Origin of the sequence: Paenibacillus forsythiae T98, from assembly GCF_000520735.1 — a bacterium.
GTDB lineage: Bacteria > Bacillota > Bacilli > Paenibacillales > Paenibacillaceae > Paenibacillus_AQ > Paenibacillus_AQ forsythiae.
In genome coordinates this window covers 1-15,304 of sequence record NZ_ASSC01000616.1, presented here as the reverse complement: position 1 = coordinate 15,304, position 15,304 = coordinate 1, and the positions used below count along the sequence as shown (strand labels likewise).

General features: G+C 46.7%; 13 protein-coding genes. 8 read left to right on the top strand and 5 right to left on the bottom strand.

The window, feature by feature from the left end; all coding sequences use genetic code 11:
* The coding region (gene mnmA, locus L692_RS0119200; RefSeq protein ID WP_025701686.1) for a tRNA 2-thiouridine(34) synthase MnmA at positions 1-767 on the bottom strand (767 nt) is incomplete at its 3' end.
* Positions 768-1,044: 277 nt separating this feature from the next.
* Between mnmA and cymR the strand changes: the two genes are divergently transcribed.
* Complete coding sequence (cymR, locus tag L692_RS0119195; protein WP_025696081.1) at positions 1,045-1,464, top strand: cysteine metabolism transcriptional regulator CymR; 420 nt, start codon at positions 1,045-1,047, stop codon at positions 1,462-1,464.
* Between the two features lie 663 nt (positions 1,465-2,127).
* On the opposite strand, the gene L692_RS0119185 is transcribed toward cymR, so the two are convergent.
* From L692_RS0119185 to L692_RS0119180, 3 genes are read right to left on the bottom strand one after another with little or no spacing between them, the layout of a single operon-like run.
* Positions 2,128-2,571 carry a hypothetical protein gene (locus L692_RS0119185; protein ID WP_025701684.1) on the bottom strand — a complete coding sequence of 148 codons (444 nt, stop codon included), beginning with the start codon at positions 2,569-2,571 and terminating at the stop codon, positions 2,128-2,130.
* A 22-nt stretch (positions 2,572-2,593) separates the two neighbouring features.
* Complete coding sequence (locus L692_RS31980; RefSeq protein WP_156940510.1) at positions 2,594-3,430, bottom strand: hypothetical protein; 837 nt, start codon at positions 3,428-3,430, stop codon at positions 2,594-2,596.
* Positions 3,414-3,995 carry a hypothetical protein gene (locus tag L692_RS0119180; protein WP_156940509.1) on the bottom strand — a complete coding sequence of 194 codons (582 nt, stop codon included), beginning with the start codon at positions 3,993-3,995 and terminating at the stop codon, positions 3,414-3,416. Before L692_RS0119180 ends, L692_RS31980 begins: the two co-directional genes overlap by 17 nt.
* Positions 3,996-4,242: 247 nt before the next feature.
* Here L692_RS0119180 and L692_RS30760 point away from each other — a divergent pair, with 247 nt between their 5' ends.
* From L692_RS30760 to L692_RS0119145, 5 genes are all read left to right on the top strand, one after another.
* Complete coding sequence (locus L692_RS30760; RefSeq protein ID WP_025701682.1) at positions 4,243-4,659, top strand: hypothetical protein; 417 nt, start codon at positions 4,243-4,245, stop codon at positions 4,657-4,659.
* Positions 4,660-4,665: 6 nt separating this feature from the next.
* Entirely contained in the window at positions 4,666-4,956 is a 291-nt protein-coding gene (locus tag L692_RS30755; protein WP_025701681.1) for a transposase, read from the top strand.
* 625 nt (positions 4,957-5,581) lie between these two features.
* Positions 5,582-6,589, top strand: a complete 1,008-nt coding sequence (locus tag L692_RS0119155; protein ID WP_025701680.1) for a fibronectin type III domain-containing protein — start codon at positions 5,582-5,584, stop codon at positions 6,587-6,589.
* Between the two features lie 673 nt (positions 6,590-7,262).
* Positions 7,263-8,786 carry a nitrogenase component 1 gene (locus tag L692_RS0119150; protein ID WP_025701679.1) on the top strand — a complete coding sequence of 508 codons (1,524 nt, stop codon included), beginning with the start codon at positions 7,263-7,265 and terminating at the stop codon, positions 8,784-8,786.
* Between the two features lie 30 nt (positions 8,787-8,816).
* Positions 8,817-10,181, top strand: coding sequence for a nitrogenase component 1 (locus tag L692_RS0119145; protein WP_025701678.1), 1,365 nt, complete (start codon positions 8,817-8,819; stop codon positions 10,179-10,181).
* 365 nt (positions 10,182-10,546) lie between these two features.
* On the opposite strand, the gene L692_RS0119140 is transcribed toward L692_RS0119145, so the two are convergent.
* Entirely contained in the window at positions 10,547-11,554 is a 1,008-nt protein-coding gene (locus L692_RS0119140) for a LacI family DNA-binding transcriptional regulator (RefSeq protein ID WP_084463270.1), read from the bottom strand.
* A 370-nt stretch (positions 11,555-11,924) separates the two neighbouring features.
* Between L692_RS0119140 and L692_RS0119135 the strand changes: the two genes are divergently transcribed.
* Together L692_RS0119135 and L692_RS0119130 are read left to right on the top strand one after the other, a co-directional pair.
* Positions 11,925-13,304, top strand: a complete 1,380-nt coding sequence (locus L692_RS0119135) for a glycoside-pentoside-hexuronide (GPH):cation symporter (protein ID WP_025701676.1) — start codon at positions 11,925-11,927, stop codon at positions 13,302-13,304.
* Positions 13,305-13,325: 21 nt separating this feature from the next.
* Entirely contained in the window at positions 13,326-15,014 is a 1,689-nt protein-coding gene (locus L692_RS0119130; protein ID WP_025701675.1) for a glycoside hydrolase family 13 protein, read from the top strand.
* Positions 15,015-15,304 lie beyond the last annotated feature (290 nt).

The window sequence follows — 15,304 nt, the reverse complement described above, 5'->3', positions numbered from 1 at the left end:
CCTGTGCCGGAGCCGCCGATGCCAAGGCCCTGGCGCTGGCCGAGCGTGTAGTACATCAGCCCGTCATGGCGTCCTTTGACCTCGCCGGTGGCGATATCCACCATGTCGCCGGACTTGGCTGGCAGGTACTGGCTCAGGAATTCACGGAAATTGCGTTCCCCGATGAAGCAGACGCCGGTGCTGTCTTTTTTCTTCGCTGTATACAGTCCGGCTTCTTCGGCGATCCGGCGGACCTCCGGCTTCGGCAAATGGCCGATCGGGAACATGGCTTTGGACAGCTGCTGCTGATTTAGCGCATTGAGGAAATAAGTCTGATCCTTGTTCGCGTCCACCCCGCGGAGCAGCTTGAATTCCCCGCCTTCCTCCACGACGCGCGCGTAGTGGCCGGTCGCCACATAATCGGCGCCAAGCTGCAGCGCCTTGTTCAGAAATTCGCCGAACTTGATCTCCCGGTTGCACATGACATCCGGGTTAGGCGTCCGGCCAGCCTTATATTCGTCGAGAAAATAGGTGAATACTTTATCGAAGTATTCTTTCTCGAAGTTTACGGTATAGTAAGGGATGTCGATCTGCTCGCATACGCGGCGCACATCTTCCGCATCGGTCTCGGCCGTGCAAACGCCGAACTCGTCGGTGTCGTCCCAGTTCTTCATGAAGATGCCGATGACGTCATAGCCCTGCTGCTTCAGCAGCAGCGCCGTAACGGAGGAGTCCACTCCCCCCGACATGCCGACAACGACGCGGGTATTTTCATTTGCTTTTGCCATCGTGGATCACCAACTTTTTAAATAGAATGTTAAAGCCTGAACGGTCAAACCGGTGAAAGCCAGCGGGTGAACAGGCCGCTCGAAGGTCCTTATGTCATCGCCGTCCGCCACGGAAGAACAAAACTGTAAAAAAAAATACGTTTTGAGTTTCAAAACCGTCTGCGGATATGATAACATAAACTCAAGAGCAATCATCGGAATACGCTGATTTATCTTACTGTTTTGACCAAATATTAATTATACTATACCCAGCTATTATATTGAAAGAGGTGCCCCTTTGAAAATATCGACAAAAGGCCGATACGGATTAACCATCATGATGGAGCTCGCCGTCAGATTTGGCGAAGGTCCCACATCCTTGAAGAGCATTGCCGAGAAAAACGGATTATCCGAGCATTACCTGGAGCAGCTGATTGCGCCTCTGCGCAACGCGGGCCTCGTCAAGAGTATTCGCGGCGCCTATGGCGGCTATATTTTATCCCGTGAAGCGTCCGATATCACAGCCGGGGATATTATCCGCGTGCTGGAAGGGCCGATCTCTCCCGTGGATTTCACGGAAGAAGATGATCCGGCCAAGCGCGACCTGTGGCTGCGTATCCGCGACAGCATCGCCGATGTGCTGGATTCCACGACGCTGGCGGACCTCATCTCCTTCAAGGAAGAGACGCATACTGACAACTATATGTTCTATATTTAAATTTTATTTTGACTGCATGTTAGAAAAACGTCGGCCAACGATTAAAGCCTCCTTATGGGGGCTTTAATTATGAGAAAAATAACACAATAAAATCACATTTCCTGCAAAGCGTTAATTATATATAGACCGGTCCGGTAAGATCACGCAGCGGAAGATTGAGGTCAAAAGAATCAAGAACGGCCACATCCGGGCGGCGCTGCAGGAGTTGGTAGAGGGCGATACATCCAATGGCTGCCAGAGACAGCGGTAATCTTGGAAGCATGGGAACGAGAAGAACCCCGGCCAACTTGGAGGCGTCGGAGATAGGGGACATCATGAAAAAACTTGAAAGTGGGCTATGGGAGAGTAAGTCCATTCTTCCAGAGCATCAGGCTCGTATCCTGTGGGCACTTGAAACCTCTAAGGAATAAGGGACAGAGATTATGGTAGATACCTTTGACCCGTTCGAATACTGGTCCTAAACCGGAATAGTGGCGGCTATTTATCAACATGCCCGAAAGATTAAGCTGCAGCTGCTGGATGGAGAGCCGGAGAGGATCTGGATTCAGGAGATCATGAGTGTGAGTACATAGCACCTCTTTTAAAAAGATGTCTTGAGAGAATTTAGAAGAAATAAAAAACCTCGGTTATCCCCGAGGTTTTTTACTGGAATTAATAAATATACTATTTATCTGACTCTTGAAGTGCTTGAATTATAATACTGGATTCATTATCAATTTTTTTCAATTCTTCAAGGGAAAGAGATCCATAATCTTTCGAAATTATTCCCCAAAGCTGTAAGAAAAGTTGGTTTCTTTGTTGGTATTGTGGCTCATTAATCTTATCACTTAAGTGTACTAAAACACCGTAAGTTTCAAATGATTTCTGTGCCTCAGCTAAAGAAATTACCAATAATCTTTCCTCATCAGATCGTTTATTGTTATTTATATAGTCTTCTAAAGCTTTTTTAAATTCAACCAACTGTGCATTAAACGATTTATAGCTGACTTCAGTAGAACTTTCCATTTCATTCTTAAGGGTAAAATACTTGCTCATAAAAAATAAGGATACTATAAAAAGTAATATACTTATTATTAATACAGCATAGGCTACTTTAGTATTTCTCATATGCCTTCTCCCTAGCTCTCTTCTAGCTGCCAGTTATAGTATGTGTAACATTTGCTTTTCCGCTGGTAGCGTTAAAGATTAATGGAATCCCTGAGACTGGATCATTAAATACTCTCACTTCGTATTGTGCTATAGCAGAAGCAGATAAATTGCCGCTTTGACCTGGTTGCAGTATATATTTATAACCTACATAAGCGGACGCACCTCTTGAAGTTCCCTGTTTACTTGTTGTTCCTGTACTTGTATTGTAAATGCCATTATAATAACTTTCTGCATCCCTATACCCTATGTTAGAAGGAAGCTCCCATTGAGAACTTGTAGAAGTAATAGATAAGCTAATTCCGGTTTGGTTTGCAGAAATATTATGATTTACAGTACCATTTATCGACGGGATTAACGCCAATGACAATTCATAAATAGGAGTCAAAACCCCTTTTAAATAATAGCTCAACCCTGGTATTTCATCGAATGATTCAGTCTTTTGAGGAAGTATTTCATTTTCATTAACTAATAAAATAACATAATCAGGACTTCCAAAAGATAGTGACAAATAATTTGTTTTAACTATACCAGCGTTGTAATAGTTAGCGATAATTGCATTTCTAGTCCAAGCTCTAATTCTTTCTTTTCCTACTGACCGGCCGTCGTATGCTGTAGAAGCCGTTACTACGACAGCAGAACTACCGATATCAGTATTACTAGAACCAATTTTACTCAAAGTAGAATTATAGGCAGCCCCTTTTAAATAATATATTTCGTTTAGAGAAGCAGCAGATATAACTTGCTGTTTAACAATAAAAGAACTTGATAATAGTATAAAGGATAGAGTAATTAGTAAACACTTAATTAACACTTTCATTGTCAACATTCTCCTCAATATTCATTATTTTATCAACTTTCTCAAGATCGTCCCATGTAAGAAAGGGAGTTCCAAATGGGATCATTGCCGAGTCATTTATGTCACCACTTGTTACTGAAATATCTAACTGATTTGTACCCGGTTCATATCTCATGGACAGTGATCCAAAATCGTCACCAAGAGGTGTCCTCATGTTAATATCAATACTTCCGTAATAGACAGATCTATTGTCAAAAGATATTAGAGATAGCTGCCCTTCACCAGTAAATGGATAGGCTTTATCAAGTATTATATTTCCGGTAATACTAGCATCAAGTAAATCGTAATTTTCTTTAACTTCCTGCTTATTTCTTAAACTTAAATCAATTAGAACCTTAGCCTTTTTATCGAGGTTTTTGAATTTTTTTTCATTACTTTGAAAAACAGGATTTTCTTTTAAATTTTCTAAAGCTTGTGTATTAGCATCAGCTTTAAGGTTAAACTTTGTGCTTTCCTTACTCGCTCCAGCTAAAAAAATTGTAAAAACAATTCCACAAAATAAAACTAGGAAAATTCTTTTTTTCACCCAAAAAACCCCCATTTTTTATTTATTCCACCCAAATATACCAAATAAATCTTTTGACTGCAATAAAAATCCAAATTATACCTAGATTTAGAAACCCTTTATTAAAATAACCACAAGAAAAATGGCTCAAACCCAAAATTAGCGGTTGAAAATCGAAGCACGAAAAAAACGAGGCTAGAAATGGAAAAACATCTGTATTTCCTGTATTGTTGTAAGTCCTACCTCAACAACAAAAAGGATATGACAGATGCCACTCCAATATATCAATGAAATGCTCGGATTACCAGAGCTACAACTTCATAGCGTTCTCTCCCTCAGTGCAACGGAAGTGCATTTGGAAGCCTCACCGGTGGCCTACAAACAGCCCTGTCCGATCTGCTGCTCCGAACAAGCGGTGAAGCGGGACGGCCGTAATAAGTCACGCAAGATTCGCCATGTCAGCGTCTTTGGCAAGAAGTGCTTTTTGCACTTCCCTCGCTGCGCTTGGCCTGTTCGCGGTGTAATAAATATTGGTTTTGTTTGGTTGTATGCGTGGGTTGGCCCCAAGGAACAATACAGCCGCCATTTCCGCACACAGCCCGTAAACCAGGCGCTCGGCTCTACGGCAGCGCATAGCGCGAGAATGCAAGAAGCCCCCGCCAGCACGGTTCAGCGCATGCATTAAGAGGCCTTGCCCGCAGAGAACGAACGTCTGCTCGAGCAGGCTTGGCGCCAAGCCCAAGACACGCCAGAACTGGTGCTCGGCATGGACGACTTTGCGATCAAAAAAGGGCACACCTACAATACCGGTATTCATGATCTTCGAGGCGAAACCATGCTAGACCTGCTGGCTGGGCGCAAGCTGGACGCGCTACATGCGTATGCTGAGCAGCATCCCGATTTTTTGAGCCTGAATCCTAAGGCAGTCGTCATGGATCTGGCTCAAATGTATCACACCTTGGCGGTTGTTTTTGCTAGTTGAATTTTTCCAGGCCGAGACTTTGTTCACTTACATGATGTCCCAAATGAAATATTCTATGAGAAATGAAGTGGCTGACAATTATATCCTTTGAGGGGGAGGAGTTAATGAGGAGAGAAAACTTGAAGAAATTTTTTCTCGCATTACGCCCAGTCATCTTTTTATACATGGTCACCGCTATATTCCACATAGGCACACTCTTGGCACAAGGAATAGATGCTTTAGTTAAGAACTCATATGAAATCGGCTATGTTTTTGGCTCTTTTCTGTAGGAAGGAGATTTGACCTTTGGATCGAGATCACAGAATCCGGGAACTTGAAGACCGTGTGACCGAGCTTGAGAGTAAGATGAATCGTCCCTCACCGCGTAATTATCTGAGGACGGTAATTTGGATCATATTAGGTGTATTTGTATTATTAATGGCTATTGGAGTTATTCAATTCGTTTCTGCAAAATAATTGTGGCAGTCGCGTCAGGTTTTTACCTGGCGTTTTTATTTTAATTTTTATCCAAAATTTCCCTCAATAACCCTTAAGTGTATTGTAAATTTCTGTCGAATAACAGACTGTTTGTTCGCCCTTTTTTGGTGTAGGCTTGATGCATACATATTAAAGGAGATGGATGTTTATGAAGAGTTGGAAGTGTGGAGCATCAAAATTGTTTTTGGTTTTAATTATGGCAGTATCATTTTTTGCATTTCAAACGAGTACGTTTGCAGCCAGCGTAGGCAGTCAACTGACAGGGCCTGAAGCAGGTTGGAAGAGAGTAAATGCTGCCCCACACAATCATTTTTACTTTGACAATACCTGGGTGTATATCTCTCAATATTCTTTATACCAAGGTACTTCAAATTCAAAAGTATCTTTTAATTTCAAGGGTACGAAAATTAGACTTATAGCTTATCGTTATCCTCAGAGAAATACAAACAACAAAATCATTATTGACGGAACTACGTACACCTATTCTGAATATGGGACTAATCAAGAAAAGACATTGGTTTTTGAAAAGACTGGATTAGACGAAGGTGTTCATAGTGTGGAAATTATAGGAGGAACATCAGCATCTGGCATTATCACAATCAATGCAGTTGATATAGACAGTACAGGCGAAATCGTTGATAATGTTCCGAGTGAACTGATTGCTACTTCTGGTAATAGCAATATTTCGTTGAGTTGGGATCAACCCAAACAAGCTGATAGTTATAAAATAAGATACGGTGTTAATTCAGGTGATTACACTAAAACGGTAACGGTAACAAAGGATGTCTATGGTGGTTATGTAGTTCCTGGATTAACAAATGGAACAACCTATTATTTTGTTGTTAGTGCGACGGTAAACGGAATAGAGTCTGGATATTCGAACGAAGTTTCCGCTGTTCCCCAAGCAGCAGAAATGCCTGGACGCGCAATCCTTACCATCTATCTCACCAACGGAACCGAGAAGGAATATGACCTTTCCATGACCGAAGTGGATGCCTTCATCGACTGGTACGATCAAAAAGACACGGGAGTAGGGCCTGCCAAATACGCCTTCAACAAAACCTGGAACAAAGGGCCGTTCAAAAAACGTACCGAGTACGTGATTTTCGATAAGATACTGACCTTTAATGTAGATGAATATTCAACAGAAGAGTGATGAAGTCCATCTCGCCGGAGCGCCGCGCACAGATGGAACGTGAGCGGCAGGAGAGTCAACGCCGTGAGAACCCCCTCCTGATGAGCAGCAACTGGAGCAAATCGACAAAGCGCTCGTTACTCACAGCTTGACAAATTGCCAGTTATGCTCAAGCTTCTGTCAGCAAGTATATAACGGCCCCGAGGGACTCCCCGGGGCTGTTTGCTATGAACGACATATTTTCCTGACGCCTTGTATTTGTTGAGCTTTACATTCCATGTAAAAATTTTCTCTGCCCGGCATTTCCTGAAAATCTCCATTAAAACCAAAATGATAGTAATCATTTCTCCCAGGCAATCATTGTCACACAGTTTATCAGAAAAAGGAAAAATGTTCTATAAATTTAGTTATTGACCCTAAGCAGTAAAATTCAGTGAGAGGCCATTGGATTCATAGGGTCGGTGGTTTACTGGCCGGGCAATCCGCCAGTGTCTTTTTTTCTCCTGGCCCCCCGAAGTGACAAGAATCGGCAGCTTTACAAAATAAACCATAGGATATATTGACAGAATTTTAACGCAAATATATACTTTGGTCATTGCATATAATTCCTAGCTATTTAGTATGAAATATTGCTTCAACTACTGCCATTACAGATGAGCGGGCATCAAATGGGATGAGAGAGGATGGAAAGCGAATGGGCAAGATCAATTTGAGGTTGACTGAAGTTCAGAATCGCGAGCGGCGGCTTGGCACAATTATCGCCTGGAACGGAACAGCGTCGGATCTGCACGCGCAATCAGGCTATCAGCGAAGAGGAAGCGGATGTAAGAGCAATAAAGACGGATGCCGTCTGTGTGAAGCGAAAGGACCTTTCACTCAAGGCTCGGTGTGCAGTGAGCAAATGGTTGAATGTCAGGCAGGCAATGTCCGAGATGCGGTGCTGATCCAGCATTCCCCTATCGGCTGCGGCGCCGGACAAGTTCCTTACAATTCCATCTACCGCAATGGATTGGCCATGAGAGGCCATAAAGTCGAGAATATTAGAATTATCAATACAAACCTGCAGGAGACGGATATGGTGTTTGGCGCGCTTGGCAAACTCAAGCAGTCCATAGACGATGCTTGGGAAAGGTATTCACCCAAAGCCATTTTCATAGGAACCTCTTGCCCTACCGGGATTATTGGCGAAGATATTGAAAGTGTTGCAAGGAAGAAACAAGAGGAGCTGGGGATTCCCGTCATTCCTCTTTTCTGCGAAGGATTCAGATCGAAGCATTGGAGTACCGGGTTTGATGCGACCCAGCATGGCATTTTGCGACAAATTGTGAAAAAAAGCACGAAAAAGCAAGAGGATCTCGTTAATGTCATCAGTCTTTGGGGTTCGGATATCTTTACCCCCATGTTCAAAGAGTTTAATCTAAGGGTCAATTATGTTGTGGATATGGCATCCGTCTCCGATCTTGAGCAGCTGTCTGAAGCGGCGGCAACCGTAGGCTTCTGCTATACGCTCTCTTCGTATATGGCAGCGGCGCTGGAGCAGGAATTTGGCGTGCCCGAGGTCAAGGCTCCGATGCCCTACGGATTCGCCGGAACCGATGCATGGCTTCGCGAGCTTGGTAAAGTCACCCATAGGGAAGAGCTTGTAGAGCAGTACATCGCGAAGGAACACGCCAGAGTGAAGCCGAAGATCGCCGAGCTTAAAAAGAAGCTTCAGGGCTTAAAAGGATACGTAGCTACAGGCTCCGCTTACGCCCACGGACTGATTCAAGTCCTGAGAGAGCTGGATATTCAGGTAGACGGCTCGCTGGTATTCCACCATGATCCCGTTTATGACAGCGGCGATCCCAGAGAGGATTCATTGGGGCATCTGATTGAAAATTACGGGGAGGTCCCGTCGTTTAATGTGAGCAACAGGCAGCAGTATCAATTCTACGGTCTGTTGCAGGAGGTCAAGCCGGATTTCATCCTGATCCGACATAACGGTCTCGCGCCGCTGGCTTCCAAGCTCGGTATCCCGGCTGCCCCGCTTGGCGATGAACATATCGCGATCGGCTACGAAGGCATCGTTAATCTGGGTGAAGCTATTCTGGACATTCTCGCCCATAAAAAATTCCATGATGATCTGAAAAAGCACGCAAAGCTCCCTTATAAGCAGTGGTGGCTTGAACAAAAAGACCCCTACATTCTCGCCAAGCATCCGGAATTGATCGATGCGTAAACAACGATTTTCATAGAAAAGGAGACTACCATGGCAGTTACCAAAAATGAGCACGGGCAGACCAATTCAATCAATCAAGTGCGCTACGGCTGTGCCGTCGGAGCCTTGTACAGCGTCGTATCCATTCCGGGCGCCGTTCCCATCGGCCACTGCGGACCGGGCTGCATGGACAAACAATACACCAGCCTGGCCTTCTACAACGGCTTTCAGGGCAGCGGGTATTCGGGAGGCTCGGTCTCACCAAGCGTCAATGCCGGCGAGAAAGAAGTGGTGTTCGGCGGCGAGAAGCGCCTGGACGAATTAATTAAATCCACTCTTAAGATCATAGAGGGCGACTTGTTTGTGGTGCTGAACGGGTGCATCGGAGAATTGGTCGGGGATGATGTCGGTGCGGTCGTCAGTAAATATCAGAAGCAGGGAGTCCCCATTGTGTATGCCGAAACCGGCGGCTTTAAGGGCAATAACTTCGTCGGCCATGAGATCATAACGACAGCCATCATTGATCAGTACGTGGATAAATTTGCGCTTAACAAGGACCACAGGGAAAAAGGGCTGATTAATGTCTGGTCGGAGCTGCCGTATCAGAATACCTTCTGGCGCGGGGATTTGTCCGAGCTGAAGCGGATTCTGGAGGGCGCCGGTTTCAGGGTCAATATTTTGTTCGGCGGCAAATCGGCCGGAGTCGAGGAATGGAAGACGATCCCTCATGCCCAGTTTAATCTGGTCGTCTCGCCATGGCTCGGGCTGAAAACGGCCAAGCACTTGGAACAAAAGTACAATCAGCCGTATTTGCACATCCCGGTGTTACCGATCGGTGCGCAGCAAACAGCAGCATTTATTAGACAGGTCGTTGAGTTCGCGGGCATTGACCCTGCAACCTCCGAGTCATTTATTGAGCAGGAAGAACAAGAATACTACTATTACCTGGAGCATTTCAATGATTTCTACTCCGAATATTGGTGGGGGCTGCCGGCAACCTATGCCGTAGTCGGGGACAGCACGTATAATCTGGCCTTGAACAAGTTTCTGGTGAATCAGCTCGGCTTAATTCCGAAGAAACAAATCATCACCGATAATGCGCCGGAAAAATATAGAGAAGCCATCGCTCAAGAATATCAAAAGCTCGCTCATGATGTCGCCACCACGGTCGATTTTGTTGAAGATGGCTATATCGTCGGCAAATTATTGAGAGAGACTGACTTTGGGCATAAGCCCCCGATTATTTTTGGAACAACATGGGAAAGGGATACGGCCAAGGCGCTGAATGGCAAAATTGTCGAAGTCGGATTTCCGGCGTCCTATGAAGTGGTTCTGAACAAAAGCTACATCGGATACAGAGGCGCATTGCAGCTTATTGAGAAAATATTCACTGTCGCTATAAGCGCCAGCGCATAGCTCTCGTCATGGCGCTGCCGGTGGAACCGGCCGGGCAATGCTTGCGGAGTGTTCGGTTCCCCCGAAGCCAGCAGGCGTTTCGCTCCATTGCGCTTGCAACAATGCACATAAGCCGTCGTCGCTTCCTTCGGAACGGTCCGGAGGAAGCCCGGCTCTGCGCCATCATTACCGCGAACCGCCCTCTCTCCAATAGTCCCCTCCTGACCGTAAAAGCCCCGGAGAAGGAATACCCTTCACTCCGTAGTTCATTTTACACGAATCTTCCATAGGCGGAGTCCGGCCCGAAATCCGGGGATTCCGGGAGATGCCGTCATTACCAGAGACGATCTGGCGGCGGCGCTGCCAAGGCTTCCCCTAGTCCTCATCTATTTCAACCTGGCAATGCTGTCGCGAATCTTGAGCTGGTGCGAGACGGACCAGTGAAAGGCGGACAGCTCCTCTCCCCTAATGAGCTTAATCAGATTGCGGGCAGCAACCATGCCCAGCTCGGATGCCGAATACCGCACGGTTGACAGCTTTGGCCGGATAATGACCGTCATATCAATGTCGTCAAAGCCAAAGAAGGAGACCTGTTCCGGCACCTTGACCCCGATCTCCGCCAGAAAGTTCATTGCGCCAATGGCAATCCGGTCGGTAGCGCAGAATACGGCACTCGGCAACGGCCCCGATTCGTACAGCTTCCGCATGGAGGCGGCGCCTTCTTCCACCGACAGCGCGCTTTCCAATACCCGTTCGGCCCGAACAGGCAGATGAGCCGCCGTCAACGCCTGCTCGTAGCCCTGGAACCGGTGGTTGCCTGCCGAGATATCGCCCTGTGCGCCCCGCAGCATGGCGATGTCGCGGTGACCTTGCTGAATCAGATAAGTCACCGCCTCATAGGCGGCCGATACATTGTCCACGTGTACGGACGGAATCGATTTCTCGCGGAAATCCCGGCCTACCAGAATACAAGGGATCTGTGAAGCCTCAATGAGCTCAAACAGAGAATCCCGGATACCGCTCGCGGATACAATGATCCCGCTGGCCTGCATTTCCCGGAACAAATTGTAATAGTGAAGCTCGCTTTCCGCGTTTCCTCCCGACAGCGCAATCACAACATCATAGCCGTACAGCCGGGCCACTTGATTAATTCCTTCAACCATATCGTCCAAAACATTGTTTTTAATTTCCGGCAGCAGCACGCCTATCAGCGAAGAATTATTTTTTACGAGCGTTCTGGCTATGGCATTTGGGCGGAATTGAGTGGCCTCCAGCACATCCAGCACACGCTGGCGAATGTCGCTGCCAACCGTTGGGCTGTTGTTAATCACCCGGGATACGGTAGAGACGGAGACATTGGCCATCCGGGCAACATCTTTTATCGTAATTTTCATAAGCACTTACCGACTTTCATGCATAGGATAAGGGAAGATGCACATCCAGAAAAGGTTTTCTGAAAGTAAATTCATTATATCAGGTTTACTTAAATACGCAATTTATCCGGTATATTAAGAGATGCAGGTTAGGGAGGAGAAGGTAAAAGAAAGCGCTTGACCAAATTTGAATGGCAGAGTATAATCGTTCCAAGAAAACGATTTCTCAGAAAACCGCTATATTTCGGGCTATTCACATCCTTTAGGTCTTTTATTGCCTTCATTCTCTAATTGAATGCGCTTAAATATAGGGATTTTAGATTTTTATCAGAAAACGTTTTCTGAACAGGGAGACCTAAAGAAAATATCGGTGAAAAGAGGAGAGAAAGCAATGGGCAATCTGCTTGTACAAAGAGAAGAAGCTCTACCGGAAGCACCCCCGAACATTAGTTTAAAAGAAAAGATCGGATACGGTTTTGGCGATTTTGCCAGCCAACTGCTATTCGCCGCGGCTATGACTTTTCTATCCTATTTCTACACGGACGTTATTGGGATTAATGCCGGTATTATTGGTACTCTGATGCTGATTACGCGTATCCTCGACGCCTTTATTGATCTTGGGATAGGCGCCATGGTTGACAAAACGAAGAGCAGACACGGCAAGGCCCGCCCTTGGCTGCTCTGGATGTCCGGCCCGTTTGCTCTTTCGGGAATTCTGTTGTTTACCGTGCCGGACACCAATATGACACTGATAATTGTATACGTTTACTTCACGTATATACTGATGAATTTCATCTACTCCAGCATCAATGTCCCGTACGGAGTCCTGAATTCCATGATGACGCAAGATGCGTACCAGCGCTCCTTGCTGAATATTTTCCGCATGTCCCTGGCCACGATGGGCGCTTTGCTCATCAACTATTTTACATTGCCGCTTGTGAAAGCGTTTGGCGGCGGTCAACAAGGCTGGGTGATCTCCTTTGTCATCTTCGGGTTGCTTGGCGCCTTTTTCTTCCTCGTTACATTCTTTAGCACTAAGGAAACGGTTACCCCCTCTGTTGTGCAAAAGCAGATTCCTTTCAAGCGTGCCTTTGGCGCGCTGCTCCGCAACAAATACTGGAAGCTGATTCTTGGCTTTGCCGTAGTGTACTTCATCAATAATTCCATCGGCACAGGAATGAATGTATACTATGCCCGTTATGTGCTGCATGACGCCGATCTGGTCGGGGTGCTGGGGTTATCCTTGCTTGCTCCTTCGCTGCTTGGCTATGCGATCCTCTCGCCCATTGTAAAAAGAATTGGCAAACGCAACTCATCTATTATTGGAAGTCTTTTATTAATCCTGGGCTCGCTTGTCATTGCCGTGAGTCCGGCGAACCTCGCGGTTGTCTGCTCCGGACTGATCGTCAAAGCGCTGGGCCATGCGGCCATTCTTGGCACGTTCTTCGCGATGTTGGCCGATACGATTGAATATGGCGAATGGAAGACCGGGATGCGGACAGAGGGTCTGGTGTACAGCGCAGGAAGCTTTGGAACCAAGGCGGGAGGCGGGCTTGGGGCGGCGTTTATCGGCTGGGGGCTGGCCATTGGAGGATATGTTGGAGGTCAGGCTTCCATCAGCGCATCGGCTCTTTGGTCGATTCATTTCATGTTTATTTATTTCCCGATCCTTTTGGCCGCGCTGCAAATCGTATTCCTGGCTTTTTACAAACTGGACAAGATTTTTCCTAATATTGTAGAAGAATTGCAAACGGTGAAATCTTCACATTAATTTAATGGAGGCGTATAAATCATGGAGAAAAAATGGTGGAAGGAAGCCGTGTTTTATCAAATTTATCCCCGGAGCTTTCAGGACAGCAATGGAGACGGGATTGGCGACCTGAAGGGAATCACATCACGGCTGGACTATCTGCAGCAGCTCGGAATTGATGTGATCTGGCTGTCCCCGGTCTATCAGTCTCCCAATGACGACAACGGCTACGATATTTCCGACTACCGGAATATTATGAATGAATTCGGGACGATGGCCGATTTCGACGAAATGCTGGATGCGGCGCATGAGCGCAGTATTAAAATTATGATGGATCTTGTGGTCAACCACTCTTCGGATGAGCATTCCTGGTTTATGGAATCCCGTTCATCCAAAGATAGCCCTTATCGGGATTACTACATCTGGAGGCCGTCTAATGGCGGGAAGGAGCCGAATAATTGGGGTTCATTCTTTGGAGGCTCCGCATGGGAACGGGATCAGGAGACCGGCGAATATTATTTGCACCTGTTTAGCAGGAAGCAGCCCGATCTGAACTGGGAGAATCCCAAGCTCCGGAATGAAATCCACGAGATGATGGCCTGGTGGCTGGACAAGGGAGTGGATGGATTCCGCATGGACGTGATCAATTTTATCTCCAAGGTCCCGGATCTTCCGGACGGTGAGGTTTTGAGGGGGCTTACCTACGGAAACGGCATGCCGTTCTTTGCGAACGGTCCCCGTATCCATGAATATTTGCAGGAGATGAATTCGAATGTCTTGTCCCGGTATGATTTGGTGACTGTAGGCGAGATGCCCGGTGTCGATGTTGAAGAAGCCAAGCTTTATACCGGAGATCACCGGAATGAGCTGAACATGGTGTTTCATTTCGAGCATGTCAATCTGGGATATGGGGAGTATGGACGCTGGTCTGTAGGGGAGTGGAAGCTGACTGAGCTTAAAACGATTTTCAGCAAATGGCAGTACGGGCTGGAGGAGACCGGGTGGAACAGCCTGTACTGGAGCAACCACGACCAACCGAGGGCGGTGTCCAATTTCGGCAACGACAGTGAGGAGTACCGGGTCATTTCCGCCAAAATGCTGGCCGTATGCCTGCATATGCTGAAGGGCAGCCCCTATATTTATCAGGGGGAGGAGCTGGGCATGACCAATGTCCATTTCGAACAAATTGACGCGTACAGAGACATTGAGACGGTTAATGCTTACCGTGACTTTTGCGACAATGGCTTGATCGCGTCTGACACGATGCTGAGCGCCATTCATCACAGAAGCCGGGATAATGCCCGTACTCCGATGCAGTGGAACGGGACGCCGCATGGCGGGTTTACAGCCGGTACACCGTGGATTGAGGTCAATCCGAATTATACGGCGATTAACGCCGAGAATGTGTTGGCTGATCCCGATTCTATTTTTTACTTCTACCGGAAGCTTATCCAGTTGCGCAAAGAACATGAGATTATGGTCTACGGCAAATATGACCTGATTCTGGACGATCATGAGGAGATTTATGCCTATACAAGAACATGGAATGATGAGAAGTGGCTGGTCATTTGTAATTTCAGCGATGGCACTCCCTGGTTTCAATTTCCCGACTCCCTGGCCTCTTATACTTCGGCGGCGTGGATGATCGGAAATTATGCTGAGGGGGCAAGGAATCCCGGCTCTTTCCAGCTTCAACCTTACGAGGCTCTGGTCCTCTCGTTGAAGCAGTAGTCTCTAAATATTCTGCATTTATATGAACGAAGACCGGAAGGGAGCGGATTTGGGCGCTGCTCTTGCCGGTCTTTATATTTTGAGGTATGCTCTCAGAGCGTGGTCACAAGGTTGTATTTATCAGAATAGGCGAGAAGACCCCTTCCTCTGCAATGCAGGGGATGAATCGACTTCGGAAAAGGGAGGGTTCAGCCCTCAATGGTCCGACATCTTCGGGGTTCCCTAAGCTCCGGTTTGTGCCCTTGTTCGGCCATGCTTTCCTTTCGCTCCCCCTCGCCTGACAGCAACTA